General features: G+C 64.9%; 28 protein-coding genes. 8 read left to right on the forward strand and 20 right to left on the reverse strand.

The genetic code is table 11. The features are described 5' to 3' along the window. Positions 1 to 323: 323 nt before the first annotated feature. The 18 genes from J1C49_RS12420 to J1C49_RS12505 form a co-directional block, all read right to left on the reverse strand. The gene (locus J1C49_RS12420; RefSeq protein WP_227446151.1) at positions 324 to 719 is read right to left on the reverse strand and encodes a hypothetical protein; all 396 of its coding nucleotides are present in this window, start codon (positions 717 to 719) and stop codon (positions 324 to 326) included. Then, on the reverse strand, positions 716 to 4,657 hold the full coding sequence (locus J1C49_RS12425) for a glycoside hydrolase/phage tail family protein (protein WP_227446152.1): 3,942 nt from the start codon (positions 4,655 to 4,657) through the stop codon (positions 716 to 718). The genes J1C49_RS12420 and J1C49_RS12425 overlap by 4 nt, the downstream gene beginning before the upstream one ends. Further along, the gene (locus J1C49_RS12430) at positions 4,657 to 5,091 is read right to left on the reverse strand and encodes an NlpC/P60 family protein (protein ID WP_227446153.1); all 435 of its coding nucleotides are present in this window, start codon (positions 5,089 to 5,091) and stop codon (positions 4,657 to 4,659) included. The genes J1C49_RS12425 and J1C49_RS12430 overlap by 1 nt, the downstream gene beginning before the upstream one ends. Continuing rightward, positions 5,088 to 5,975 carry a DUF2163 domain-containing protein gene (locus tag J1C49_RS12435; protein ID WP_227446154.1) on the reverse strand — a complete coding sequence of 296 codons (888 nt, stop codon included), beginning with the start codon at positions 5,973 to 5,975 and terminating at the stop codon, positions 5,088 to 5,090. The genes J1C49_RS12430 and J1C49_RS12435 overlap by 4 nt, the downstream gene beginning before the upstream one ends. Then, positions 5,975 to 6,607 carry a DUF2460 domain-containing protein gene (locus tag J1C49_RS12440; RefSeq protein WP_227446155.1) on the reverse strand — a complete coding sequence of 211 codons (633 nt, stop codon included), beginning with the start codon at positions 6,605 to 6,607 and terminating at the stop codon, positions 5,975 to 5,977. Before J1C49_RS12440 ends, J1C49_RS12435 begins: the two co-directional genes overlap by 1 nt. Positions 6,608 to 6,642: 35 nt before the next feature. Next, positions 6,643 to 7,308 carry a phage tail tape measure protein gene (locus tag J1C49_RS12445; RefSeq protein WP_227446156.1) on the reverse strand — a complete coding sequence of 222 codons (666 nt, stop codon included), beginning with the start codon at positions 7,306 to 7,308 and terminating at the stop codon, positions 6,643 to 6,645. Then, a complete protein-coding gene (locus J1C49_RS12450; protein ID WP_227446157.1) occupies positions 7,305 to 7,508 on the reverse strand; it encodes a rcc01693 family protein in 204 nt (67 codons plus the stop codon). The genes J1C49_RS12445 and J1C49_RS12450 overlap by 4 nt, the downstream gene beginning before the upstream one ends. Next, positions 7,492 to 7,827: a gene transfer agent family protein gene (locus J1C49_RS12455; protein ID WP_227446158.1), complete on the reverse strand. Its 336-nt coding sequence runs from the start codon at positions 7,825 to 7,827 to the stop codon at positions 7,492 to 7,494. Before J1C49_RS12455 ends, J1C49_RS12450 begins: the two co-directional genes overlap by 17 nt. Continuing rightward, a complete protein-coding gene (locus J1C49_RS12460) occupies positions 7,827 to 8,249 on the reverse strand; it encodes a phage major tail protein, TP901-1 family (RefSeq protein WP_227446159.1) in 423 nt (140 codons plus the stop codon). Before J1C49_RS12460 ends, J1C49_RS12455 begins: the two co-directional genes overlap by 1 nt. Positions 8,250 to 8,275: 26 nt before the next feature. Further along, positions 8,276 to 8,683 (reverse strand): DUF3168 domain-containing protein, encoded by a 408-nt coding sequence (locus tag J1C49_RS12465; RefSeq protein ID WP_227446160.1) that lies wholly within the window; start codon positions 8,681 to 8,683, stop codon positions 8,276 to 8,278. Beyond that, positions 8,680 to 9,018, reverse strand: a complete 339-nt coding sequence (locus J1C49_RS12470) for a head-tail adaptor protein (RefSeq protein ID WP_227446161.1) — start codon at positions 9,016 to 9,018, stop codon at positions 8,680 to 8,682. Before J1C49_RS12470 ends, J1C49_RS12465 begins: the two co-directional genes overlap by 4 nt. After that, positions 9,015 to 9,608 carry a head-tail connector protein gene (locus J1C49_RS12475; protein ID WP_227446162.1) on the reverse strand — a complete coding sequence of 198 codons (594 nt, stop codon included), beginning with the start codon at positions 9,606 to 9,608 and terminating at the stop codon, positions 9,015 to 9,017. The genes J1C49_RS12470 and J1C49_RS12475 overlap by 4 nt, the downstream gene beginning before the upstream one ends. Before the next feature lie 180 nt (positions 9,609 to 9,788). Further along, a complete protein-coding gene (locus J1C49_RS12480; RefSeq protein WP_227446163.1) occupies positions 9,789 to 10,967 on the reverse strand; it encodes a phage major capsid protein in 1,179 nt (392 codons plus the stop codon). A 32-nt stretch (positions 10,968 to 10,999) separates the two neighbouring features. Next, complete coding sequence (locus J1C49_RS12485; protein ID WP_227446164.1) at positions 11,000 to 11,542, reverse strand: HK97 family phage prohead protease; 543 nt, start codon at positions 11,540 to 11,542, stop codon at positions 11,000 to 11,002. Positions 11,543 to 11,630: 88 nt separating this feature from the next. After that, positions 11,631 to 11,864, reverse strand: coding sequence for a hypothetical protein (locus J1C49_RS12490; protein WP_227446165.1), 234 nt, complete (start codon positions 11,862 to 11,864; stop codon positions 11,631 to 11,633). Then, complete coding sequence (locus J1C49_RS12495) at positions 11,857 to 13,047, reverse strand: phage portal protein (protein ID WP_227446166.1); 1,191 nt, start codon at positions 13,045 to 13,047, stop codon at positions 11,857 to 11,859. Before J1C49_RS12495 ends, J1C49_RS12490 begins: the two co-directional genes overlap by 8 nt. Positions 13,048 to 13,178: 131 nt before the next feature. Then, a complete protein-coding gene (locus J1C49_RS12500) occupies positions 13,179 to 14,525 on the reverse strand; it encodes a DNA-packaging protein (RefSeq protein WP_227446167.1) in 1,347 nt (448 codons plus the stop codon). Beyond that, positions 14,461 to 14,766, reverse strand: a complete 306-nt coding sequence (locus tag J1C49_RS12505; protein ID WP_227446168.1) for a hypothetical protein — start codon at positions 14,764 to 14,766, stop codon at positions 14,461 to 14,463. The genes J1C49_RS12500 and J1C49_RS12505 overlap by 65 nt, the downstream gene beginning before the upstream one ends. A 377-nt stretch (positions 14,767 to 15,143) precedes the next feature. Between J1C49_RS12505 and J1C49_RS12510 the strand changes: the two genes are divergently transcribed. The 4 genes from J1C49_RS12510 (at position 15,144) to J1C49_RS12525 (ending at position 17,580) form a co-directional block, all read left to right on the forward strand. Beyond that, a complete protein-coding gene (locus J1C49_RS12510) occupies positions 15,144 to 16,331 on the forward strand; it encodes a pyridoxal phosphate-dependent aminotransferase (protein WP_227446169.1) in 1,188 nt (395 codons plus the stop codon). A 5-nt stretch (positions 16,332 to 16,336) separates the two neighbouring features. Then, positions 16,337 to 16,732, forward strand: coding sequence for a TfoX/Sxy family protein (locus J1C49_RS12515; RefSeq protein WP_227446170.1), 396 nt, complete (start codon positions 16,337 to 16,339; stop codon positions 16,730 to 16,732). Between the two features lie 180 nt (positions 16,733 to 16,912). After that, the gene (locus tag J1C49_RS12520; RefSeq protein ID WP_227446171.1) at positions 16,913 to 17,086 is read left to right on the forward strand and encodes a YqaE/Pmp3 family membrane protein; all 174 of its coding nucleotides are present in this window, start codon (positions 16,913 to 16,915) and stop codon (positions 17,084 to 17,086) included. 44 nt (positions 17,087 to 17,130) lie between these two features. After that, complete coding sequence (locus tag J1C49_RS12525) at positions 17,131 to 17,580, forward strand: DUF4112 domain-containing protein (protein ID WP_227446172.1); 450 nt, start codon at positions 17,131 to 17,133, stop codon at positions 17,578 to 17,580. Between the two features lie 124 nt (positions 17,581 to 17,704). Here J1C49_RS12525 and ndk read toward each other — a convergent pair whose 3' ends face one another. Then, positions 17,705 to 18,127: a nucleoside-diphosphate kinase gene (gene ndk / locus J1C49_RS12530; protein WP_227446173.1), complete on the reverse strand. Its 423-nt coding sequence runs from the start codon at positions 18,125 to 18,127 to the stop codon at positions 17,705 to 17,707. A gap of 66 nt (positions 18,128 to 18,193) precedes the next feature. Further along, complete coding sequence (locus J1C49_RS12535; protein ID WP_227446174.1) at positions 18,194 to 19,399, reverse strand: Bcr/CflA family efflux MFS transporter; 1,206 nt, start codon at positions 19,397 to 19,399, stop codon at positions 18,194 to 18,196. Between the two features lie 48 nt (positions 19,400 to 19,447). Here J1C49_RS12535 and J1C49_RS12540 point away from each other — a divergent pair, with 48 nt between their 5' ends. From J1C49_RS12540 to J1C49_RS12555, 4 genes are all read left to right on the forward strand, one after another. Then, positions 19,448 to 21,307, forward strand: a complete 1,860-nt coding sequence (locus tag J1C49_RS12540) for an ABC-F family ATP-binding cassette domain-containing protein (protein WP_227446175.1) — start codon at positions 19,448 to 19,450, stop codon at positions 21,305 to 21,307. 57 nt (positions 21,308 to 21,364) lie between these two features. Beyond that, positions 21,365 to 22,102 carry a hypothetical protein gene (locus tag J1C49_RS12545; protein WP_227446176.1) on the forward strand — a complete coding sequence of 246 codons (738 nt, stop codon included), beginning with the start codon at positions 21,365 to 21,367 and terminating at the stop codon, positions 22,100 to 22,102. Positions 22,103 to 22,257: 155 nt separating this feature from the next. Next, positions 22,258 to 22,890, forward strand: a complete 633-nt coding sequence (locus tag J1C49_RS12550) for a MarC family protein (protein ID WP_227446177.1) — start codon at positions 22,258 to 22,260, stop codon at positions 22,888 to 22,890. Between the two features lie 555 nt (positions 22,891 to 23,445). Beyond that, positions 23,446 to 24,027 (forward strand): TIGR02281 family clan AA aspartic protease, encoded by a 582-nt coding sequence (locus J1C49_RS12555; RefSeq protein ID WP_227446178.1) that lies wholly within the window; start codon positions 23,446 to 23,448, stop codon positions 24,025 to 24,027. Positions 24,028 to 24,065 lie beyond the last annotated feature (38 nt).

The raw sequence follows: 24,065 nt of genomic DNA on the forward strand, positions 1-24,065 counted from the left end.
TAGCGACATGCGGCAATACAGGTTGTGCGCCCGGTATTGCGGCCAGCACTCCATCGGGCGCGAGCGCCCCTCGGAAGCGCGAGCCACGTCGATCGCCGCTGCATCCACGCGCGGGTTGCGGTGCAAATCCCTCTGCTTTGCTCGCCCATGACGCGACCGTATCGCAGCGGCGTATCGAGACAGTTCTGCCGCCAGTAAACTGTTGAAATGTTTGAAAGGCGCGGCAAGGTTCCCGTTCAAGCGTGCGTCAAGCCGGAGGGCTGATTGGCCTGATCGGCGCATGTCGCGCTGATTGTCCCTGCCCGCACCGGCCAACGGGCCCTTCAGAGTCCGGTCTCTGTCCCTCGCCGCTGCGCAAGGCCGCGACAACACGCGACATCCGCACAGGGATGGCCCGGCTCGAAGACGGCATCCCCCCTGTCAATTTCGTCGCGAGGCGCTGCGTTCATCGCTCGCAACATCGACAGCACGATCATCAGGCAATCGATAAAAGCCACATCATCCCAACAGGGTTCATCGACCACAGGATGAGCAAGCGTTGCGGCCATCAAGGTGCCGCAGCCCCATTCCGGATGCGCCTTGCCGGTTGTGCGCCGATAGGCATCGGCGCAAATCGCATCCGTCAGGATCTTCGCGGCAAGGGGCCGCCGCGCGCTTTCCGGAGCGGCCAGAAGCGCGCGCGCAAGCATTGCGACATCGTCCGGAAGAACCCGCCTCATGAAGAAAGCGTCGCAACCGCTTGTGGTCCCGGCCCGAATTTTCCGGAAATCTGCGCGACGCGGATATCGAAAGATCCGTTGATGGCGTCCTCGGCGCGTTGCGCTGCGGAATAACGCCACACGGGTTCCTGAACCGCGATCTCGCGGATGATCGTATCCCCTTGCGCCACTTGAACGAGGTAGCTTTCACGGTCTTCGCCCAAGGGGACTTCGTACCCGCTCCAATCATCTCCGTCTATTCGCGTCCGCCGCACCCAGCGCACCAGAAGGTCGCCTGCATCATCGGCAACGCGCAGATGCGCCGGACGATAGGGCCGCAAGCCGTTGCCCGCAAAGTTGCGCACGAGATAACGGTAACTCTCGTCATCGATCGGTCGCTGCGCCGGACCAATGCGAAAATGCCGATCCACACGCCGCTGCGTCGCGGCAAGGTCGATCTGCTCGGCTGTCCCGTCCATAAGGACCACATAAGACCCTGCTGGCCAGCTCTCGGGCATCACGGCATCGCTGCCTGCCTGACCGCGCAGGCGGTGGCTCAAACGCCAGTAGCCCTCCGAAATGAGCTCGGCATCCCGGAACTGGAAGAGCTCCCAATTGTCGGGCGATCCATCGCCAATTGCCATGAGGTTCGCTCCGCCTAGAAGCTGCGCATCCGTGACAGAGTGCAGCAATCCCGACGAAAGACGAATATCGAGCGCAGGACCGCGATCAACCACCCCGATTGGTCCGGCTGGCAAGGCCGATTGCGTGACGCCCATGACGGAACGGGCCGGCTGAACAAAATCGAGCGCGTAATCTGCATCCTGCGCGGAGGCATAGACCGCGACGCTGCCGGGCCACGGGTTCGCATCCAATGCCAGATGAGGCGCATGCTCGACCTCGTCACCGCGCATCAGCGGCAAGTCCATGAACATCGGCGTCACTGGAACCGCGGGTGTGAAAGGCCGTAGAGGGGGCGCTTCCTCCGGATAGGGCGCGGGCTCAAAAAGCTCCGGCTCAATCCGCACGGCGTCGATGATCTGCCGGTCTGTAACCTCGACCCGGTCGATACGCGCCAAAGTCTCTCCCGTTCCCGAGCCGGACGGCACACGCACGATATCGCCGGCCCCGAGCGACAGGCGCGACAGCGGCAATGAGAAGCGCACGGAATCCCGCGCGATCCGAGCTTCGGCCAGCCACCGCTCCGCGGTTTGGCGGCCTTCCGCACGTGTCATCAGAAGACTGAGATCGGTCTCTGCAACCGCATGTGTGGCATCGTCCGGCAAGACGGTCTCCTCGGCGGCCACCTGGTGATCGGCATCTGCCAGCGCAAAGCTCACGCGCACCCGGCCAGCCATCTCGGCCTCGCCCGCGCGTGTTTCCATCACCGACCCGTCGAATTCCTCGCTTCTGGCGAGCGTATCGATGTCCAAGGTCGTCGCTTGCTGTCCCTTGCGCATCCGGAACACCAGTTGCCCGTCCCGCTCGATGGCGTCGAAGGCGTAGGCAAGCATCAACGGTTGCAACGCGCGCCGTGCGTCGGAAACGGTTGGCACGACATAGCCTCGCACGATTCCGTGCAGCGCGCGCGTGTCGATTTCGGTCAACCCCACACGGTGGCAGATCTCTGTCACCACGGAAGCCAGCGTCCGCGCTGAGGCGCGACCGTTCAGCCAATGCCCACGCCGGTAATTCGGCCCATCGGACCAAAGCCCTTCATTGCCCGGGAACCACGGATAGGGGCGGGCATCCCATGCCCAGACGAATGCCCGATCCATATCGATCATCGCGCCATCATAAACATCCGAAGCGGGGTTGTTCTCTGGCTCGTTCCAGAAGCCATACATCGCACGCAAATACTGCCGCTGTATAAGTTCGTCTCGCAGCCCATTCGAGTAATGCGGCTCTGTCGACTCTGAAGATTTCGGATCGAGAAACTTGTTGGGCTGGTTGGTGCCCTTGTCGATCGCGGCACATCCCAGCTCGGTAAACCACACCGGCTTCGAGCGCGGGAGCCAAGCGGTCGGCTGGCTCTGGCGCACCCCACCAATCCGCTCATGATGCGGGTTTTCCCACCAGTTGCGGATATCCTTGTAGCGATAAACCCATGGCTCACCATAGGCCCCATCGGTAATGGGCGTCCGGTTTTGTGCGTCACGATCGGCTTGGCTGGCATAATACCAATCATAGCCTTCACCGCCCGCCACGTTCTGGGTCAGGTAATCGAGATCGTAAATCGACCCGGCCGATGCATCGAGATGTGCATCGCCGTCGCGCCAGTCCGACAGGGGCATGTAATTGTCGATGCCGATAAAATCGATGTTGTCGTCGGCCCAGAGCGGATCGAGATGGAAAAAGAGATCACCGGAGCCATCCTGAGGCTGATAACCGAAATACTCCGACCAATCCGCCGCATAACCGATCTTCACCGCTGGCCCGAGCAAAGCCCGGCACTCCGCTGCGAGAGCGCGCAACGCATCCACCGCCGGGAACCCGATATCGCCCCGGATCTGTGTCAAACCACGCATCTCCGATCCGATGCAAAAAGAGTCCACCCCGCCCGCAACAGCGCAGAGTGCCGCCTGATGCAGGATGAACCGTGAATAACTCCACTCATCCGGCCCGCTATAGGTCACCGCAGCGTCGCCGATGGCAAAATCGTCCGCCGACGCGGTTCCGAAGAATGCCGCAACCTCCACGTCAGCCGCCGCGGTGCCGTCCGTGGATCCGGGGACACCGGGGGCCAGACTGGTTATAATGCGCCCGCGCCAAGGCAAGGCCGGTTGACCGATCTGCCCGGTAAACGGGTCGATCAGATCATTGCCAGCCATCTGATCCATGAGGATGAACGGGTAGTAGAGAACCGCCAGTCCATCATCGGACATCCGCCGGATTGCCTGGATCACCGATTGATCGGTCGGCGTGCCGCCATAGACCGGACGGTCATTCTCCTTGGGCACCGTCAATGCCTCTGCACGTTCCAACCCGCAGACGGTCCAGGGCATTTTGGGCGCATCATAATCAGACTGCTCCACCATTGGGCGGATCTCGCACTGTCCGGCACGCAGATCATTTCCGAACCAGCTGACTATCAGCGATGCCGCGCCGCAATTGGGCAGCTCGTCTTCGAGCTGGCCGAGCGAAGTCAGGAAATCGGGCTGCTCTGAGGGAGAGTTTACATTGGCAACAGCCTTGCCCCCCTCGCCGATCCCGAACAGATCATCCGCAGCGGCCATATATTTCATGTAGACCGGCTTGGTCGCGAGCGCGTATTCCCCTGTTCCTGGGATCATCGCCACACCACCGACGGCATTCGGCACGTCCGCGTCATCCTGCGTCTCCGGACGTGTCACCTCAAAGCTGAATTGCGGTACGCGATTACCAAAGCGGGACAATTGCAGGTCCTCGATGACCACATAGGCTGTCCCACGATACGCAGGCACGGTTCCGGGTCCTTCAACCGCCTCGATCTTGGGATCGGGGAGTTGGTCCTGCGTGCCGCGATAGACGCGCATGGTCAGATCGGATACCGGCAATTCCGCTCCATCGGCCCAGATCCGGTTGACGCCCGTGATCTCGCCTTCGCAAAGCGCAAGGGCAAGGCTCACGGAATAGCTGTATTTCTTAACGTCCGGCTGCTGCGGCGCACCCTTGCCGCCGCCACTCTTGGTCTTCACCTTTTCGCGGAACTCGGTCGCCCAGATGACGTGACCGCCGACCCGCATGCGTCCGTATACCTGAGCGATGGCAACTCCTTCGCCGACACCGGTGAGCCGGAATCGGTCCATTTTGCCAATCTCGATCGCATCCGATCCCTGTCCCATCAGACGTTGATCAAGTGATCGCCCCAGCGACGCGCCGATAAAGCGCCCGACGGCCGTCATGGACAATCCCATCACGGAGCCCCCAATGGAGCCGCCAATGGCCGCGCCCGCAGCTGAAAGAAGGATAGTAGCCATCACTTGTTCTCCAATGGGAGGGAAAAGCGCGCCACTATACGCCGCGCCCATGGCCCGCTGAGCGGGCTTTCGACAACACCGTGGCCGCTGTAGGCATGGATGAACGCCGGGCTGCGCCCCGTTCGGGACTGGATGCCAACATGCTTGGCCACCGATCCTTCGCGCATCCGGAACAGCAAGACGTCGCCCGCTTCGGAACTGCGCACGGCTTTCGGCGACAGATGCATCAGTGCTGCGCGCCACAGGCGTTCGTCGCCTTGTGGCTCGGACCAGTCCATCGTGTAGGCTGGCACCGGTTCAGGCTCCTGCCCGATCATGTCCCGCCAAACACCGCGCAACAAGCCGAGGCAATCGCAACCAGCGCCGCGCACCGAAGCCTGGTGCACATATGGGGTGCCAATCCAGGATCGCGCTACATTCACGACACGGCTCATCGCCGGCTCCCTCCGTCCTTGCGCTTTGCCTCGGTGGGATGCGTCGCGAGCCAGTCCTCCTCCGGAATGTCCGGAAAGCCCTGAAACTGCAAAACATTGTCAAATTTCTCGCGGCACGTTGTGAAGCGTTTGTCACAACCCGCGGTCAACCGAACAATGTCGCCGGGTAACGGGACAAGCCGGAGCGGTTCCCAAACCTCGATCACGCGTGCACCTGTGGGCCCCGCCCGGTCATGCTTGATCGCGGCAGAGAGCCCAGCAGCATTCCCGCTCATGACCTCGATCCGCCCGCGTTCGAACCATCCCGCGCCAAAACCCTCCAACGGGCCCGGATCGAACACACGCCCGTCAACTTGCGACACAAGTTCGGCCTCGTGACGAAAACCCGAAGTCTCCAAATCAAAGCCGCAATTCCGATCACCGAGCACGGCGCTACAAGGCTTCTGAAACACGCGGCCCACGGGCCGGTTCAGCTTCTCGGTTAGCCCGCGCAGTTCAGCATTGAAAGCCCCGGCCCCCCGGCGGATCTCGCCGATCGTGCCGCGAAACAGGATCTTGCGTGCTCCGACATTCTGCCAGTTCACCAGCCAGGCGACGACGTCGGCGCCATCGAAGCGGCCAGCAGCAATGTCATCCTCCCGGATCGCGGCATCGCTGAGCGCGCCCATGGCCTCGCTGTTGTCCACCGACAGCCCGGTCGCTTGCTGCAAGGCCTTTGCCGTCATGCCTGTTTCCGCCCGAAAGACGATCCCGTCGAATGCCAGATCACAATCATGATCGGTGAATCCAAACCGCACCCCATCGCGGCGCGTGACCGACCAGCAGCGTGCCACCGTCCCGGTTCCGCTTTCCAGATGGGCGTGAAGCGCCTCTGCACCAACCATCAGACCCGCACCTCCAGAACCGGAACATCAGGCACCTGCCCTCCATTGAACGTGGCAACCGAAACCGTGATCCGGTCGGTGTCAAACCGCACAGGCACGTCAAATTCGAAACCGGCTGTGACGATGGCACCCGCTTCCGGCGCGGAGACAAAACCGACGACGCCGCTGGTCGTATCGACATTGAAATTGACATCATGGGTTTGCGTCACGCCGTCCACGGCAACTATCACCCGGCCCGCCACCGGTTTGGCGATAGTGCGCGTGTAGCTGCCCTCTCCGGACGCGTAGGTCTTCGACAACGCGAAATGCGTGGCAACCCCATCTCCGATGCCGATTTCTTGGTCGAGCGGTCCAATCTCCTGCGAGGGCGCACAGGACTTGTAGTCGGCCCAGTCTTTCCAGCGAAACCCATGCAGCTGTGCCCGGCGGGCTTCGAAAAACGCGATGACCGCCGCCACATCGTCGAGCGAACGCAACCCCAGCCCCGCGTCATAGCGGCGACGGGAATGCGACCATGGCGTGTTGCGCTCCTCATATCCGCTTGTCAGCTCGACCACATCCGTCCGCCGTTCCGGCCCGCCCAGCGCGCCAAAACTCAGATCAGTGGGAAATCTCACTTCGTGGAACGCCATGGCGCTATCCTCCTCGTATTCCGAAAAACCGGGCCTTACCGGTTGCGACTTCCAATGCTGAGTGCACGGCTCATCTGCGCCGCGATCTGGCTCTGCGAGCGCTCAAAGCTGCGCGCATCAGGTGTCTGAATATTCATGACAATGGAGACGCCAGAGCCGCTGCCGCCTTGAGCCCGGACACCAAGCTTGCCATCCGCTCCGCGGGTCAAAGGCATGATCGCCTCCGGTCCCGCCTCGCCCATCAGCCCAGTGCCGCCCCGCATCGGGAACGTGACCGGCCCGGTCACAACGCCGCCATTGGCAAAGGGCATCACCCGCCCCTGGCTGAACGAGCCGCCATCCGCAAACGGCGAAAGGCCGCCGAACACAGAGCCGATACTCCCGGCAATCAGCCCTCCAACGTGGTCGGTCACGGGTTTGACGGCGGCGCGATAGGCCGCGTTGATCATCGATTTGGCAACCTCGCCCAGCGCGTCCGAAAGCTTCATGCCGTCCAGCACAACACCGTCGATAGCGCGCCCGAGGCCCGACGACAGCGTGGTCTGCAATCGTGCAGCCCCCTGCCCGGCCGCGGAAAAACTCTGATGGATGCGCTTGAGTTCCGCGTCGAACTGCGCCGCCATGCCAACGGCGCCCCCCATCGCCGTTTCCAGCGCTTCGATCTGCACTTCGAGATCGTCAATTCCGTCGAGATCACTCATGGATCTGCTCCTTCACATGTGTCTGGAAAGGCCGCCATCAGCGCGTCAAGCCGGCTGCGCGCCATTGGGGCCGCGCCGCTGTCCTGACCGAGCATCAACTGCAATTCCGCGGGCGTCAGAGCCCAGAATTCCGCCGGGCGCAGACCGAGGCCGCGGAGCCCCGCGCGCATCAGAACCGGCCAGTCAAACCCCTGCGCCATCTGTCACCTCCGGCAGCATGAACGCCCGTGCGATCAACTCCGCCGCCGCTTTTGCGGCGGTCAGCGGGCCACCCTCGATCTCTGCCGAAAGCAGGTCCTTCGCCGTGCCCTGCCAGCCACCGCCCCGCAGACCCGCCACGATCAGCGCCAGCACATCCCGGGTGGTAAATCCACCGGTTTCGAACCGCTGGACGAGATCGACAAGCGAGCCACTCTCAAGCTGCGCTTCCAGTTCCGCCAGCGCGCCGAGCGTGAGCCGCATGCGATGCGGCTCGCCGTCGAGCACAAGCGCCACCTCTCCCCGCCACGGATTGGTCATCAGCTTGCCGGGGCCGCGGTGAATTGCAGCGGTCCGGCACTTGCCAGAGCAATCTCATAGGTCGCCTCGCCATTATGCGAACCCGCGTATTCGATCGAGCTGACCTGAAATGCGCCCTCGATGGTGCCGAAATCGGGCACAATCACCTGGAAACCGGGCGTGTCGCCGTCAAAGAAGATCTGCCGCGCCCGCTCGTCGGTGCTGCTGTCCTTGAACACGCCCGAGCCAGAGATATTCGCGGATTTGACGCCTGCGCCAACCAGCAACTCGCGCCAGCCGCCGTGGCTTTCAAGCGAGGTCACATCGACCTGTTCGGCATTGAAGCTCACCCGCGTCGCCCGCAGGCCCGCCATGGTTTCGAACTGGCCAGTGCCATCGAGGTCGACCTTGATCAGAAGATCCTTGCCATTCTGTGCAGTCATGGTCTTTCTCCGTTTTCCTAGGTGTTTCAGATGTCGTCGATGCGCGCGCGAAAGGTGAGATCGATCCGCCGGGCGCCATTTGCTGCGCGCCGCGCCCGCGCCTTCCGAAACCACAACCCCACAAGACGGCCGCGCCCCAGGGTCAGGTCGGCGTGATCCAGCGCGTCGCTGACTGCCCCCGCCGCGGCCTTGACCGCCTTGAAACTCGCCGTTTCGGTCACCACCGAGACGGTGAAATCATGCCAGGAGCCATCCCCGGCAACTTCGCCCGCATCGCGGACCGTCTCCGGCCCAAGCGCGATATAAATCGTCGGCATACGGCCTGTCGGCAGCGCGTCGAATATGTTGGTGCCCACGAGATCGGTTACGGCCGCATCAGCCAGCAGACGCTCGAACACGGCAGTCTGGAGCGGCGCGGAAAGAGCATAGCTCATGCGAACATCTCCTCTTCACACTGGCATTGCAGGTAGAGGCCGGTCGGCTCATGCTCTGTCACCGCTTCAATGCGGAAATACCGGCTTCCCATGCGGAACCGCTGTCCGGGTTCGGGACGGTTGGTCTGGCCGACCGGGGCCGCACGGACGGTGATGCGAAATCCGGTCACGGACAGGGCACCATCGGTCGCGTTTGCATAGCGCCCGGATCGCGGCTTCACCTGTGCCCACAACTCCCCAAGCTGCGACCACGTCTCTTCGAAACCGCCGGCGCCATCGGAACTGCGCAAACGGGTTTCCAGCGCCAGACGCCGGTTGAGAACCACCCGCGTCATGACGTCATCCCGAGCCGCACCGGACGATAGCGCGCGATCAGGCTGGTGACGCCAAATGGCATGCATCCCTGGCTCAGCGCGGTCTCGTCACGATATTCGTAGTAATGTGCCGCAAGCATCAGAACCGCCTGAGCAAGGTCCGACGGCAGTTCCTGAAAGTCCTGGGCATAGCCCGCCTCGAACCGCACTTCCGCAGACCCGAGCTCCGGCACCGGCGGCAGGAACGACCCGGTTGGCACCAGCCGGGGCGACTGGGCATCGACACGCAGCGCAAAACCGGACGGGTCGACATTCTGGGCGGCACCAAACTTGTCGATGAGCGTAATCCCGGTGATGCCCGTGACCGGCGCAATGGGCAGCACCATGCCGCTTGCGTCCCGCCATTGCGTCAGCGTCAGCAGGAACGCCCGTCGGATCAGGGATTTGCTGGTGCGCGCTTCAATCGCGGCGAGAGCTGCGCGCAGGAAAGAGCTCAGGACGGCATCCTGAACATCGTCCTCGGCAAACCCCGTGCCAAGACGAAGATGGGTGCGTAATTGGACGACCGGGAGCACCACATCGGGCACTTGCGTTTCTTCAACGAGGATCATGTTCTTACTCCGAATTCCTACCCAAAGCGTTCCGTCTCGGGCAAAGGTGGGCGCGCGCTTGTCCCGTCGCTGTAGCGGAGGGGTGAGTGCTGGCCGACGGGCCAAATCTGTCCCTCACGAAAAGCGCGCGCCCCGATGGGATGGCACCCGCGAGGGCGCCACCCGATCGTTTCAGGTCGGTCAGACCGCGCAGCGCAGCAGCTTGATGGCCGCAAAATCGCTCACGTCACCGCCCACGCGCTTGGTGGCATAGAACAGCACGTTCGGCTTGGCGCTGAACGGGTCGCGCAGCACCCGCAGGTCCGGACGCTCGGCGATGGTGTAGCCGGCGCGGAAGTCGCCAAAGGCAACCGGGAAGGTGTCCGCCGCGATGTCGGGCATGTCCTCTGCGATCACCACCGGATACCCGAGCAGCCGTGCAGGCTCCGCCGCGGCAAACCCGTCAGACCAAAGATGGCGACCATCGGCGTCCTTGAGGCGGCGAAGCGCGCCCGCGGTGCGCGAGTTCATCACGAAACTCGCGTTCTGGCGGTATTGCGCGTCAAGCGAATAGACCAGCGTCATCAGCTCATCGCCATTGCCGATATCATCGGCCACGCCGGTGGAGACATAACCGAGATTGCCCCAGCTCCAGACCTGGTTCTCGACCATCGGCTTGTTGAGAAAGCCCGTCGGCTTGTCATTGCCATCGCCGGAGACAAACGCCATGGCCTCAGCGCGGGCGAACTTGTCGGCAATGCGACCGGCGAGCCAGCCTTCGACGTCGAATGCGCTGTCGTCGAGCAGGCGCTGGGACACCTTCGGCATCGCATTCAACTCAAAGAGCGGAATGGAAATGCGGTCGAGCGTCGGCGTGCCGGATTCGGCGGTGGGCGAGCTTTCATTGGCCCAGCCGGCGCCGGTGTCGTTCTGATCGACCAGCACATCGAAGCTGCCGGCTTCGACGTTGACCACGGTTGCAATGGAGCGGATCGTGGCGGTCGAGTCGAGCGTCGACTTGATGTATTCGGCTGTCTGCGGATCGACCAGATAGCCACCGTCGGAATTCACCGCCGTGGACATGGCCTTGCCTTCCAGCTCCAGGCCGCGCAGCGCGTCGTCATCGCCGTTGCGCAGGTAGGCGTCAAACGCCTTCTGATGGGGTGCGTCAACCTCGGCATGGGTCGAAAGCGCAGGGCGGCCCGCGAGGGCGGTCTTGTGATCAAGCATGGTCAGTCGCTCTTCCTGTTTTGAAAGCTTATCTTGAAGGTCGGCCTGCAAGGCCTTGAAATCCCCGATCAGTCCCGCCATCGCGGCACTCACTCGGGTGGCCGGAGACACGTCTTCCCCGGCCCGAGACTTGATCTCGGCATCGTTCATCATCGATGGTCCTTGAGTTTGAGTGGCGCGCGTCAGCCGCCCGCCAGGTTATGACGCGCGTCCTCAAGGACTTGCGCCAACTCGCACAGAGGATCGGCCGCAGGCTCTTCACCCTTCGCCGACACCCGTGCACTGGGAAGCATCGGGAAGGTCACAAGCGACACCTCCCAAAGCTCCAGTTCCGCCAAGAGCCGCTGGCCCTTGTCATTCTTCGTGGCCTTCACCGTCCGGTAACCGATGGAAAGCCCATCGATCGCGCCCGCCTCGATCAGGGCAGCGGCCTCGCGGCCCCGCGCCACGCTTTCGAGAAGCCGGCCCTTCACATAGAGGCCACGCTCATCCTCGCGCACCTCGTCCCAGATGCCGATCGGTTGGGCCGGGTCGTGCTGCCAGAGCATCTTGACCGCACGACCATCGGCGATCAGCGCCTTGAGCGAGCGCGCATAGGCGCCCGGTGCCACCACGTCGCCACCCTGATCGCAGGCGCCGAAAAGGCTGGCATAGCCTTCGATCCGCGTGCCCTCGACAACCGTCACGTCGCTGTCGAACCGGCAAAATTTGTGTTCCAGGTCCATGGCCTCTTCCTTCGTGTTGATCTTTCCCGGCCGCGCGCGATGCCGCGCCCGTCCATTCACCCGCCGCGCCGCCGTCCCGGCGACCGGCTCAAGGCAAGGGCACCGCGCCCATGATGCTCTGGAAGGCCTGCGCAAGGATGACGCCCGCCACCCCGTAAAGCGTCAGCCACAACCGCCGCTCGAGCCGTTCCACCAGCATTTCCAGCCGCTCGAAACGCTCGTGAAGCGCCTCGATCTGAAGCTTGCTGACCCGCTCATGTGCTTCCAGCTTCAGCGCGGGCGCACAGGCAAAGGCCTCCGTCAATCGGCGTGGACTATTCACCGTCCTGCACCTCCAGGGCGGGCAGGCCCAGCATCTGCCGCTTTTCGGCCTGCGTGAGGAAATCCGCGCCCGCAACCCGGGCCCATTGCTGGTCACGCTCGGAGGCGAGGGCCGGGATCTTGTCGAGATCCGGCGACAATGCGACGGTCTCGCCGGTATAGCCCGCAAGCCACCGCCCAACCGCTGCACAGACCTTGCTGGCCAGGGGCAAAACCGTGAGCCGGTAAAACGCCCGGTGCGCCTCGGCATAATTGGCATAGGTCGCCTCGCCCGTGATCCCGAGCAGCATCGGCGGCACCCCGAAGGCCACCGCGATCTCCCGCGCCGCCGCTTCCTTGGTCTGCTGGAACTCCATGTCCGAGGGCGAGAAGCCCATCGGCTTCCAGTCGAGCCCGCCTTCGAGCAACATCGGCCGGCCCGCATTGCGCGCGCCCTGGTGCTGCGACGCCATTTCCGCGACGAGGCGGTCATATTGCTCCGGGCTCAGATTGCCCTGCCCCTCGACCCCTTTCCAGACGATCGAGCCTGACGGGCGCGCCGCATTGTCGAGCAACCCCTTGGACCAATGCGAGGCGCTGTTATGCACGTCCACCGCCTGCGCGGCCGCCTGCAAGGGCGACAGCCCGTAATGGTCGTCCTGCGGATGAAACGCGCGGATGTGACAGATCGGAGACACCGGGCCCGTCACGGCAAAGCGGTGCTTCTTGCCACCCACCGCGTATTCATACGCCACCGGCCAGCCATCCGCGCCGGGCACAACCCGCATGCGGTCCGACCGCAAAACATGCAGCTCGAAAGGCACACCGGCCTCGCCCGCAACCGCTTCAAGATAGCCGTCCCCGGACAGAAGCATCTGCCCGATCAGCGCCTCGAAAAGCTCCGCCCGGCCCTGGCCCGGGTTGGGCGCGGTGAGCAGCGACAGCAGCGGATGCTCGCTGTAGCGCGTGGTGCTGTCCTGAAGCACGATCGGCAGCGCCGCCGCGGATTCGGCAATCAGCTTGACCGCCCGAAACCCCACCGGATTGCCGGTAAATGCCTGCTTGGTCAGCGTCACCGTATCGCGCGGAGACCACGCCACGCGGCCTGCGGACATATGCGCGATCACCGGTCCCGTGGCCGACGCCTTGGCCTCGGGAGCGCTCGCGCCTTCCGTCTCGGTCCGCCGCAGAAAATCGAAAACCATCGCGCATGCTCCTATCTGCCCGTCCGGTGTTGCCGCTTCGCCGGCCCGTCCGGGATCTGTCTGTGTTCAGGATTGTGAGGGGCTGCCCCTCATCCGTGAAAACAATCTATAATTGAGGTATTAACGTCGCTTCACACCAGCGTTCGCAGTTTAGGCAACTGCCAGCCGCTCATCGGTTCGAGCATGGAATCGGTCAGCGCCCAGACAAGCGCGTCGACGCGGTCGGGGCTGTCCGCACCCGCAAAGCCGCCCTGCGTCATCAGGCACATCTGCGCTTCGAGCGCGTCAAGCCCTGCGCTGTGCGAAACCCGCCCCTGCTCGTAAAGCGCCGCAACCGGCTCGGCCCGCGCGGCCTTCCCGCGCGTTGCATGGACCTTGCGCACCGGCAAAAGCGGATCGACCTGGCGCAGAACGCTCTCCACCATGTCGCCGCCCTGGTTCACCTCCGCCACGACCCGGTCCGCCTCCCAGCGGTGATAGGCATCCGCCGCCGCTTCCGCCCAACCGGTGGGCGACACGCCTTGCACCGTGGCGTCTTCCAGCACGATGGCGCGCCATTCCTGCGGCGGGCCGTTCTGCACCACACCCACGACCACGATCCCGCATTCGTCCGAGCTCGACTTGCCGCCCGCCGGCGGGTCCACCGCCACCACGATCCGCGTCAGGTCCGGCACCCGGCCCGCCCGGCACCCGTCCAGCATGTCGCGCGTCCAGAGCGCGCCATCCACATCCTCTAGCAGGATACCGTCAAGCTCCTGCATCCCGAGCTTGGTGCCGGCATAGCGCGCCCGCACCTCCGTGAGGAAATTGGCCGCGAGATAGGCGGCATTCGCCTCCGTCGCCGCGCGGGTGACCACCGTCGAGGGCAGCTCGAGCAATTCCTTGAGCACATCGATATTCTTGGGGGTGGTTGTGACACAGACCCGCGGATGGTCGCCCAGACGCAAGCCAAATTGCAGCATGTCCCAGGTCGCGCGCGCCTTCGGCCACTTTGCCAGCTCGTCGACCCATGCCGCATCGAATTGCGGGCCACGCAGGCTTTCGGGGTCATGGGCGGAAAACGCCATCGCCTCCGCGCCGTTGGGCCAGATCAGACAACGCCGTGACTGGTTCCATTTCGGGCGGCGGTCGGGCGGCGAACAGGCCAGGATGCCGCTGTCGCCATAGATCATCACCTCGCGCACCTGGTCAAAGGTTTCGCCGATCAGCGCGAGCCGCTTGCACGGTCCCGGATCGAGCGGCCGCGCCCCTTCGACCATGCTTCGCACCCATTCGGAGCCCGCGCGCGTCTTGCCCGCGCCGCGTCCCCCGAGGATGACCCATGAGCGCCAGTCGCCTTCGGGCGGAAGCTGGTGGTCATGGGCCCAGAATTCAAAAAGGTAGGGGAGCGCAAGGCGCTCCCCGTTGGACAGGTCATTCAGAAAGCTCTCCTGCACCGCAACAGGGGCGGAGGCGAGCCATGCGGCACCCGATCGCATGGCGTGCCGCGTCGAGGTCCAATCCGTAGAGATCGCTGATCCCGCAGTCCTGGCGTCTGAGCTCATCAAGGTCTTTCTCCGCATCGCGCGCCGCCTTGATCCAATAGCGGATCTCCGCGGCCAATTTGCCCCCTCCGGCTGGCGTGTCGGTCTCCCCTGTCTCGAGCCGTTCGCGCAAATCCACGAGAAACCGTCGCAGATAAGCAAGCTCTTCCGCGATTTCCTCGCGGTTTTGCGTCATGCGGTCCGCCTCGGTCTTCGCCGTGATCAGAACCGTGTCTTCATGTGTCTGGGCAGTGGGCAGTGGTCATTGCTCGATACCTTTCTTGCCTCGTTGGTCTTCACCCCTCCGAGACAGCGAACGAAATCGACGATCGAGGAAGGTTGCCTGTTCCCGTCACGTCAAAAGCCCAGTTCGTCCAGCACGTCAGAAAATACCCACCTGGCGTCTTTCAGTCAAAGGGGGCTCCGCGCGCAAGCATCTGAAACCCTTAGTAAATCCTAACGATTGCTTACCCCGACCGCGCGTTGCGCTTGCCGCACGCGGCGGGCTCTGGCAAGACAGTCCGACCGGCGTCCTGCCGGGGTACTTGGCACATTCTGAGGGGAATCAACGCGATGCCCGGTCTCTCTTCCCGCCTCACAGGCATGAATGACGGCGGCTCCGACGGGTGGGAGGTGTTCTACCGCGCCCGCGCCTTGGTCGCTTCCGGCCAACCCGTGACCGAGCTGACCATCGGCGAGCATGACATCAGCACCGATGCGCGTATCCTCGACGCGCTCGATGCCGCCGCGCGCGGCGGCCATACCGGGTATGCCATGGTGCCGGGCGTCGATGCGCTGCGCGACGCCATCGCCGCGCGCGTCCAGGACCGCACCGGCGTCGCCACCGGTCGCGACAACGTGCTCGTGACACCGGGCGGGCAGTCGGCGCTCTTTTCCGCCCATATGGCGGCCTGCGCACCGGGCGACACCGCGCTGTTCATCGACCCGTTCTACGCCACCTACCCCGGCACCATCCGCGCCGCCTCCGCCATCGCCCGTCCGGTCTCGACCCGCGCCGCCACCGGCTTCCTGCCCGACCCGGCGACGGTGGCCCGCCTCGCCCGCGAAACCGGCGCAAAGAGCCTGCTCATCAACACCCCCAACAACCCCACGGGCGCGGTCTATCCCGAAGAGACCTTGCGCGGGCTTGCATCCGTCTGCGTCGAGCATGACCTGTGGCTGATCTCGGACGAGGTCTATGACACACAGGTCTGGAGCGGCACCCATCTCAGCCCACGCGCCCTGCCCGGCATGGCCGCGCGCACCATGGTCATCGGATCCATGTCCAAGAGCCACGCCATGACCGGGTCCCGCATCGGCTGGATCGTTGCGCCCGAACCGGCCATCGCAGCGCTGATCGACCTTGCCACCGCAACCACCTACGGCGTGCCCGGCTACATCCAGGATGCGGCGCTTTTTGCCCTGACCGACGACACCGCGCTCGAAACCCGTGTCGCGGCGCCGTTCCGGCGGCGGCGCGACCTCGTGCTCGACCGCCTCTCCCGCCAGAGCATCGTGACGGCCATTCCCGCTCAGGGCGCGATGTATCTGATGCTCGACATCCGCGCGACAGGGCTCTCCGGACGCGCCTTTGCCGAGGCGCTGCTCGATGCCCATCACATCGCCGTCATGCCGGGGGAAAGCTTCGGCACCTCCGCCGCCGGTCATCTGCGCGTGGCCCTCACGGTCGAGGATTCGCGGCTCTCCGACGCGATCGACACGCTCTGCGCCTTTGCCGCCCGGCACGCCTGCGCTGCCTGACAGCCATGACCGAAAGCCCACCGCATCGCCCGGACGACCAACCGCACGAAAAGCCGGAACCGGTATCGAGCATCCGCGGTCTTGGCCCCGCCATGGAAAACGCCTTTGCCGCGGCGGGCATCCCGGACGCGCCGAGCCTGCGCGCGCTCGGTGCGGACGCGGCCTATGCCCGCCTGCTCGAAAATGGCGCAAGACCGCATTTCATCGGCTATTACGCGCTCGTCATGGCACTGCAGGGCAGACCCTGGAACGATTGCAAGGGCGCCGAGAAAGAGGCTCTGCGCAAGACCTTCGATGCGCTGAAAACCCGCGCGGCAGCCCCTTCGACCGGTGGCGACGGACTGCCTGGTGAGCTTGCGCGCTTTCTGCGGGACACCGGGATCACCCCGCGCAAGCGCTGATATCCAGGCCTTCCCGGAGCGCCGTAAAGATTTCTTTGAAACCGTAATTTCTCAAGCGACTCCAAACCATTGGCTTCGAAATAAACAAGGGCGCCGCCTCACGACCGGCATATTTCACGGAACTCCTCGCGATGTCGGCTGTTGTCTGTCCAAGTCAACCAACCCACGAAGGAGATCACCATGGACCTGATCCGCATCATCCTCAGCATCATTCTTCCCCCGCTCGGCGTCTTCCTGCAGGTGGGCATCGGCAAACATTTCTGGATCAACATCCTGCTGACCATCCTCGGCTATATCCCCGGCATCGTGCATGCCGTCTGGATCATCGCCCGGACCGGGCCGCGCACCGCGTAACCCGTCACCCAACGCCGCCCCATCCGGAAAGAAGGAGCACAGCCATGCCCCGCACCCGACGCCCCGCTCGAACCGCGCCACCGCCAGCCAAACCGCTGACCGATGACGACGCGCGGATCGCCGATCGCGCCGACTGGATCGCGCAGCGCATGGACAATGCGTTCCGTATCCCCGGAACGCGCATCACCTTCGGCTTCGATACCATCCTCGGCCTCGTGCCGGGGGTCGGCGACACGCTCGCCGTGGCGCCCTCGCTGTATATCGTCAAGCTCGCCCATGATGCGGGCGCTCCGAAGCGGCTACTGGGCCGAATGGGCTTCAACATCGGGGTGGACTGGGTGATTGGTTTGATCCCGTTGCTCGGCGACGTGTTCGACGTCGGCTACAAGGCAAACCTGCGCAACGCGGTCTTGCTGCGCACCCATCTCGAAGGACGGCCCGACCCGCGCTTGCCGCCGCGCCCGCACGCATTCTCCGCCGCCCCGGCGGAGTGAGCAGCACCGCACACGCGCGCTTTCGCGTATGACGCAGCATAGGGTATGACACAGCACCAGAACTGAACGAAAAAAAGGCGCCCTCATCGGGGCGCCTTTCTCACGTCTGCACCGCTTTTGCGGCTTAGCCGACCAGTTCCAGACCGGAAAAGAAATATGCGATCTCTTCTGCTGCGGTCTCCGGCGCGTCGGAGCCATGCACGGAGTTTTCGCCAACGGACTCGGCGAACTCTGCGCGGATCGTGCCCGGAGCCGCGTCGGCCGGGTTGGTTGCGCCCATGACTTCGCGGTTCTTCGCGATGGCGCCTTCGCCTTCAAGCACCTGCACGACAACCGGCGCGGACGCCATGAATTCGCACAGCTCGTCATAGAACGGGCGCTCTGCGTGCACCTTGTAGAACTCGCCTGCCTGCGCCTTGGTCAGGTGGATGCGCTTTTGTGCGACGATGCGCAGCCCGGCCTCCTCGAACTTGGCGTTGATCTTGCCAGTCAGGTTGCGCTTCGTGGCGTCGGGCTTGATGATCGAGAACGTGCGCTCAAGGGCCATGGGTCTCACTCCTGTGGATGGGCCAAAGACAACGCTCTGGCCGGGTCAAATTTTGCGGCCCGCCTATCATGGGTCTGGGGCGTTGGAAAGAGCCATTTCAGGCCCTTGCGCGCGGGTCCAGCCCCATGCCGCCAGCGCCGCGATCACCGACAGCAGGACGCTGCCGATCATCAGCATCAGCAGCGCCAGCGGCGAGGGCACCCGGGCCAGCACCGCCAGCGCCAGCGCCGTCAGGCCCGCCCCGCCGATCAGCATCAACGCCCCGGCCACGCCCGCCGCCGTGCCTGCCAGATCGGGCCGCTGCGCCAGCGCCCCGGCATAGGCGTTGGAGATCGTCAGCCCGTTGCCGATGCCAACGCAGATCGTGGCGCCGAAAAAGAGCCACACGCTGCCCGCGCCGGAGGCAAAGACCACAAGCCCCGCCGTCAGGCCCGTCATCGCCAACGCCCGTCCGGCAAAGATCAACCGCACCTGCCCAAGGCGCGCCACGCCGCGCGCCGAGATGGTCGCCCCCATCATGAAGCCCGCCGTGATCGAGCCCAGCCCGAATCCAATCTGGTCGGATCGCAAGCCGAACTGCGCCTCGGCCACAAAGGGCGCGCCGGTCAGAAAGATGTAAAACGCGCCGACCGAAAAGGTCATCGTCGCCGCATGCGCCCAGAAGATCCGCCCGCGCAGCAACGCGACATAAGGGGCAAGCCCGCCCGCAGGCGCCCGTGCCCGCGTCTCGCCCAGGTCCCAGAAAACGAGCGCCAGAAGCACGCCGCCCAAACCCGCGTAAACGGCAAATACCGCGCGCCAGCCAAGCGTGGCATCCACGATCCCGCCCAAGGCCGGGGCCAGCATGGGCGCAACCGCCATCGCCGCCGCGATGGTGCTCAGCTTGGCCGCCGCGTCCGGCCCGTCATAGAGGTCGCGCACCACCGCGCTGGCCAGCACGCCGCCGCCCACCGCAATCGCCTGCACCATGCGCGCGGCCAGAAACACCGTGATGTCCTGCGTGACCACGCAGACCAGCGACGCCGCCACGTAGAGCCCCAAGGCCCCGAGCAGCACCGGACGCCGCCCGACCCGGTCCGACAGCGGGCCCACCACAAGCTGCAACACCGCCGCGCAGACCATGTAGCCCGAGATCGCGATCCCCATCACCGCCTCGCTCACGCCAAACGCCGCCCGCATCGCCGGAAGCGCGGGCAGAAACATGTTCAGACTGATCACCGTAAGGGCAGTCAGCAGGATCAGCGTGACAAGATGTGGCGGAGTGCGGGTCATGGTGCAGTTGCGCTAGCATGGCCCGTTCCCCTCTGCTAGAGCGCGCCCATGTTAAAGATTGACCGCATCGCCTATTCCGTCGAAGGCCGCCCGCTTTTCGAGGACGCCTCCGCCACCATTCCCGACGGCCACAAGGTCGGCCTCGTCGGGCCCAATGGCGCGGGCAAGACCACGCTCTTTCGCCTGATCCGGGGCGAATTGACCCTCGATAATGGCGAGATCGAGCTGCCGTCGCGCGCCAAGGTCGGCGGCGTGGCTCAGGAAGCGCCCTCCACCGAGGTGTCGCTCATCGACACCGTGCTCGCCGCGGATACCGAACGCGCCAGCCTGATGGCCGAAGCGGAGAGCGCGGCCGACCCCACCCGCATCGCCGAGATCCAGACCCGGCTCGCCGATATCGACGCCTGGTCCGCCGAGGCGCGCGCGGCCTCCATCCTCAAGGGTCTGGGCTTTGACGACGCGGATCAGCAAAAGCCCTGCTCGGCCTATTCCGGGGGCTGGCGCATGCGTGTCGCGCTGGCGGGCGTGCTGTTTGCCCAGCCAGACCTGCTGCTGCTCGACGAGCCGACCAACTATCTCGACCTCGAAGGCGCGCTCTGGCTGGAAAGCTATCTGGCGAAATATCCCCACACGGTGGTCATCATCAGCCACGACCGCGGTCTTCTCAACCGCGCCGTGGGCGGCATCCTGCACCTCGAAGACCGCAAGCTGACCTATTACCAGGGCCCTTACGACCAGTTCGCCCGCCAGCGCGCCGAACGCCGCGCGCAGGCCACGGCCATCGCCAAGAAGCAACAGGCCCGCCGCGACCATCTGCAAAGCTTTGTCGACCGGTTCCGCGCCAAGGCCTCCAAGGCCAAGCAGGCGCAGGCCCGTCTCAAGATGATCGAACGCATGGACATGGTGGCCGCGCCCGAAGAGGCCGCGCGCCGCAAGTTCACCTTCCCCCAGCCCGACGCGCTCTCCCCGCCGATCATCTCGATGGAAGGCGGTGTGACCGGCTATGGCGAGACCCGCGTTCTGCACCATCTCGACCTGCGCATCGATCAGGACGACCGCATCGCGCTTCTGGGCCGCAACGGTCAGGGCAAATCCACGCTCTCCAAGCTGCTCTCGGACCGCCTGCCGCTCATGGAGGGCCATGTGAGCCGGTCGTCCAAGCTGCGCATCGGCTATTTCGCGCAGCATCAGGTCGACGAGCTGCATCTCGACGAAACCCCGCTCCAGCACCTGCAACGCGAACGCCCCGACACGCCGCCGTCGAAACTGCGCGCGCTTCTTGCGGGTTTCGGGCTTCAGGCCGCCCAGGCCGAAACCGAGGTGGGCCGCCTCTCGGGCGGGCAGAAGGCGCGCCTTTCGCTGCTCTTGGCCACGCTCGACGCGCCGCATCTGCTGATCCTCGACGAACCGACCAACCACCTCGACATCGAAAGCCGCGAGGCCCTCGTCGAGGCGCTGACGGAATATTCCGGCGCGGTTATCCTCGTGAGCCACGACATGCATCTTCTGTCGATGGTCGCGGACCGGCTCTGGCTGGTCTCGGATGGCACGGTGAAACCCTATGAGGACGATCTCGACGCCTATCGCGCGCTGCTGCTCAAGCCGGAAAAGCCGCGCTCCAAAGGGGCCGCCAAACCCGCCGCGCCCAAACCACAGCGCCCTTCACGCGACAAGATCCTCGAAATGCGCTCCGAGGTCCGCAAATGCGAGACCCGCGTGAGCAAGCTTGAAGAAATGCGCGAAAAGCTGGCCAAAAAGCTCGCCGACCCCGCGCTCTACGAAGACACCCGCGTGGGCGAGCTGGAAACCTGGAACAAGAAATATGCCGAGGTGATGGACGGTCTGGCCCGTGCCGAGGATCTCTGGATGAGCGCGCAGGAGAGGCTCGACGCCGCCGAAAAACTCTGAGGACGGCGCGGCACCCGGCATGCTAGGCTTTCGGTATTGACATCGAAAGGACGTGCCATGTCGGATCATCATTGGGTCACCTTTCATCGCCTGCGGTTTGCGGACATCGTGCCGGGCATCGGCCGCGAGATCGCGCCCGCACCGGGGGCGGAGATCTGGTGGCTTCTGCCCGCCATGCGGCTCACCGAAGCGGGCGTGCCCGCCTTTGCATCGGATGTCTGGGGGGCGATGGGCGTGTTCGGGACCGAAGCCGAGGCGCGTGCCATGTTCGACGATCCCGCCGCCCATATCCCGATGATGGCCGATGCGGTCGACAGCTGGCACGCGCTGGCGGTGCCCTATGCCCATCACGGCGCGGTTCACTGGCGCGACGGGGTCGAGACAAACAGCGCGCTGCGCGTCAGCAAGACGCCGCCCGAGGGGGCGCTCGCCATCGTCACAAGCGCGGGCTATGACGCGCCGGGGTTCGAGGCGGATAAAGAAGCCGAACAGGCGCGCCGCCTGCGCTTTGCCGCCGGCGTCATGAAAGTGATGGACAGCTTTGCCAGTGACCCCGGCAACCTGCAGCGCGATGTGGTCAATGGCGCCGCCGTCGACGGGCGCGACGGCTTCACCCTGTCGCTCTGGGCCGATGACGCCGCGATGATGGCCGCGGCCTACAAGGCCGGTGTGCACAGATCCTATCTCGACGAACATAAAGGGCGTGAAGACGGGCTCTTCGACCGGTCCTGCTTCACCCGGTTGCGGATCGTCGACAGCCACGGCGACTGGCCCCGCTCGGCGCTTGCCGCCTGACATCCGCGTGCCTTGCGGCCATTTTTGCGGGCGCGTTCCGCGCGCAGGGGGCCAGCCCCCTGACCCCCGGAGTATTTCTGGACAGAAGAAACCGCAGCGCCGCAAAGATCAGGCGTGGGTTGCCTGGTGCCCGGATCTGTGATTGAGCCGACCGCATGGATACGACCTTCCTCATCTCCGCCTTCGTCACGCTGTTTGTCGTGATCGACCCGATCGGTCTCGCGCCGATCTTCATCGCGCTGACCGCCGGCACATCGGGCCGCTACCGCCGTGCAGTGGCGCTTCGGGCCTGCGGCATTGCGCTCTTGCTGCTGACGCTTTTTGCCTTCCTGGGCGAGCAGGTGCTCGGGTTCATCGGGATCTCCATGCCCGCGTTTCGCATCGCCGGCGGCATCCTGCTCTTCCTGACCGCGCTCGACATGCTCTTTGAACGCCGCTCGAAGCGCCGCGAGGGCCAGGCGGAGGAGGAAGGGCATCCCGATCCGTCGGTCTTCCCGCTTGCCATTCCGCTGATTGCCGGGCCCGGCGCCATTGCCTCGATGATCCTGCTGATGGGCCAGACAGACAGTGGCGCGGAAATCGCGGCGATCCTTGCGGTCATGGTCGGCGTGCTTGCCATCGTCATGGGGTTCTTCCTGCTTGCGGGTCCGGTGGAACGCGCGCTGGGGCGGACCGGCATCACCGTGGTCACGCGGCTGCTTGGCATGCTGCTGGCGGCCTTGTCGGTGCAATTCGTGCTCGACGGGTTGCGCGACTATGGCCTTGGCGCGGGCCTCGCGGGCGGCTGAGCCCGCCGCTCTTGCCGCGGCTTGAAGGCGGCACCGCGGGATCCGACGGGCCTTTCGGCCCCCGGACCTGCCGCCGTGAAGAAAGCGCTTCGGTGCTGATGACCCGGCCCTCTGCGCCGGGCGCGCTGTGCGGCACCGGCCAGCCCCGACATCCACCGCCACGGATCGTCATCCGGCTTGTCGCCCTCTCTCAAGCCCGGGGTTGGACGGGGCGCGCGTCCATGCGGTTGGGAGCGGCGTGAAAGCGATGCCGGGATGCGGGGGACCGAGGGCCACGGGATCTCAAGCCGGCCGTGCTGCGCGGTCGACGCAGCGCGCGCCACGCACCCCGCGCGCTCCGGTGCGCCGGGCCCATAGACCGCGGCCCGCAGACCGTGGCTTGATCCGGCAGGCCGGCGGGGGTCATCGCGCGCGGTAGCCGCGCCTCCGGGCAGCGGCGACCGCCCCATCATGGCCCCAGCAGGTCTTGAAGAGGCAGGCCCCCAGCCGCGCTCCTGCTCTGGGAAAACGGGGCGGCAGTGCCTATCTCTGTTCGGAACAGCACTGGAGACCGCGATGCAGGACATCCCCTATGACAGCCTGATCTACCTATCGCTTCTGGGCGGGGTGATGGTGTTCTGGGTGTTTGTCCAGGGGCGCGAGCGGCTGAGCACCAAGATCAAGCAACTCGCTGCCTGGGGCTTCATCTTTCTCGGCGTGATCGCGGGTTTCGGTCTCTGGGAAGACATCCGCCGCACGGTGCTCCCGACGCAGACCGTCTTTGCCGAGGAGGGGCGCATCGAGCTGCCCCGCGCGCCCGATGGCCATTACTATGCGACGCTCGACATCAACGGCGTGCCGACCCGGTTCGTGGTCGATACCGGCGCCACGGCCATGGTGCTCACATATGACGATGCCCGCCGCATCGGTCTGGACGCCGAGGATCTGGTGTTTGTCGGTTCGGCCAACACCGCGAACGGGCTGGTGCGCACCGCGCCCGTGACCCTGTCATCCGTGGCCATGGGTCCGTTTGTCGAGCGGGATTTCCGCGCCTATGTGAACGAGGGCGAGATGCGGCAATCCCTGCTCGGAATGACCTACCTGCAACGCTTCGACCGGCTCGAGATCACCGGCGGGCGGCTCGTGCTGGAGCGCTGACGGGGCCCCCAACCCTTCGCGCCCGGGCAGGCGCCGGG

The organism is Cognatishimia sp. F0-27 (assembly GCF_020667845.1).
GTDB lineage: Bacteria > Pseudomonadota > Alphaproteobacteria > Rhodobacterales > Rhodobacteraceae > JAFMPQ01.

Excerpts from the sequence above, each read along its gene's own strand:
- J1C49_RS12510 (WP_227446169.1), top strand. The coding sequence starts at position 15,144 with ATGCCCGGTCTCTCTTCCCGCCTCACAGGCATGAATGACGGCGGCTCC.
- J1C49_RS12485 (WP_227446164.1), bottom strand. The coding sequence starts at position 11,542 with ATGGACCTGGAACACAAATTTTGCCGGTTCGACAGCGACGTGACGGTT.
- J1C49_RS12515 (WP_227446170.1), top strand. The coding sequence starts at position 16,337 with ATGACCGAAAGCCCACCGCATCGCCCGGACGACCAACCGCACGAAAAG.
- J1C49_RS12470 (WP_227446161.1), bottom strand. The coding sequence starts at position 9,018 with ATGACGCGGGTGGTTCTCAACCGGCGTCTGGCGCTGGAAACCCGTTTG.
- J1C49_RS12455 (WP_227446158.1), bottom strand. The coding sequence starts at position 7,827 with ATGACCAATCCGTGGCGGGGAGAGGTGGCGCTTGTGCTCGACGGCGAG.
- J1C49_RS12520 (WP_227446171.1), top strand. The coding sequence starts at position 16,913 with ATGGACCTGATCCGCATCATCCTCAGCATCATTCTTCCCCCGCTCGGC.
- J1C49_RS12500 (WP_227446167.1), bottom strand. The coding sequence starts at position 14,525 with ATGCGATCGGGTGCCGCATGGCTCGCCTCCGCCCCTGTTGCGGTGCAG.
- ndk (WP_227446173.1), bottom strand. The coding sequence starts at position 18,127 with ATGGCCCTTGAGCGCACGTTCTCGATCATCAAGCCCGACGCCACGAAG.
- J1C49_RS12475 (WP_227446162.1), bottom strand. The coding sequence starts at position 9,608 with ATGATCCTCGTTGAAGAAACGCAAGTGCCCGATGTGGTGCTCCCGGTC.
- J1C49_RS12465 (WP_227446160.1), bottom strand. The coding sequence starts at position 8,683 with ATGAGCTATGCTCTTTCCGCGCCGCTCCAGACTGCCGTGTTCGAGCGT.
- J1C49_RS12450 (WP_227446157.1), bottom strand. The coding sequence starts at position 7,508 with ATGGCGCAGGGGTTTGACTGGCCGGTTCTGATGCGCGCGGGGCTCCGC.
- J1C49_RS12555 (WP_227446178.1), top strand. The coding sequence starts at position 23,446 with ATGCAGGACATCCCCTATGACAGCCTGATCTACCTATCGCTTCTGGGC.
- J1C49_RS12440 (WP_227446155.1), bottom strand. The coding sequence starts at position 6,607 with ATGGCGTTCCACGAAGTGAGATTTCCCACTGATCTGAGTTTTGGCGCG.
- J1C49_RS12435 (WP_227446154.1), bottom strand. The coding sequence starts at position 5,975 with ATGGTTGGTGCAGAGGCGCTTCACGCCCATCTGGAAAGCGGAACCGGG.
- J1C49_RS12535 (WP_227446174.1), bottom strand. The coding sequence starts at position 19,399 with ATGACCCGCACTCCGCCACATCTTGTCACGCTGATCCTGCTGACTGCC.
- J1C49_RS12495 (WP_227446166.1), bottom strand. The coding sequence starts at position 13,047 with ATGGTTTTCGATTTTCTGCGGCGGACCGAGACGGAAGGCGCGAGCGCT.
- J1C49_RS12420 (WP_227446151.1), bottom strand. The coding sequence starts at position 719 with ATGAGGCGGGTTCTTCCGGACGATGTCGCAATGCTTGCGCGCGCGCTT.
- J1C49_RS12550 (WP_227446177.1), top strand. The coding sequence starts at position 22,258 with ATGGATACGACCTTCCTCATCTCCGCCTTCGTCACGCTGTTTGTCGTG.
- J1C49_RS12445 (WP_227446156.1), bottom strand. The coding sequence starts at position 7,308 with ATGAGTGATCTCGACGGAATTGACGATCTCGAAGTGCAGATCGAAGCG.
- J1C49_RS12480 (WP_227446163.1), bottom strand. The coding sequence starts at position 10,967 with ATGAACGATGCCGAGATCAAGTCTCGGGCCGGGGAAGACGTGTCTCCG.
- J1C49_RS12425 (WP_227446152.1), bottom strand. The coding sequence starts at position 4,657 with ATGGCTACTATCCTTCTTTCAGCTGCGGGCGCGGCCATTGGCGGCTCC.
- J1C49_RS12545 (WP_227446176.1), top strand. The coding sequence starts at position 21,365 with ATGTCGGATCATCATTGGGTCACCTTTCATCGCCTGCGGTTTGCGGAC.
- J1C49_RS12540 (WP_227446175.1), top strand. The coding sequence starts at position 19,448 with ATGTTAAAGATTGACCGCATCGCCTATTCCGTCGAAGGCCGCCCGCTT.
- J1C49_RS12430 (WP_227446153.1), bottom strand. The coding sequence starts at position 5,091 with ATGAGCCGTGTCGTGAATGTAGCGCGATCCTGGATTGGCACCCCATAT.
- J1C49_RS12505 (WP_227446168.1), bottom strand. The coding sequence starts at position 14,766 with ATGACGCAAAACCGCGAGGAAATCGCGGAAGAGCTTGCTTATCTGCGA.
- J1C49_RS12525 (WP_227446172.1), top strand. The coding sequence starts at position 17,131 with ATGCCCCGCACCCGACGCCCCGCTCGAACCGCGCCACCGCCAGCCAAA.
- J1C49_RS12460 (WP_227446159.1), bottom strand. The coding sequence starts at position 8,249 with ATGACTGCACAGAATGGCAAGGATCTTCTGATCAAGGTCGACCTCGAT.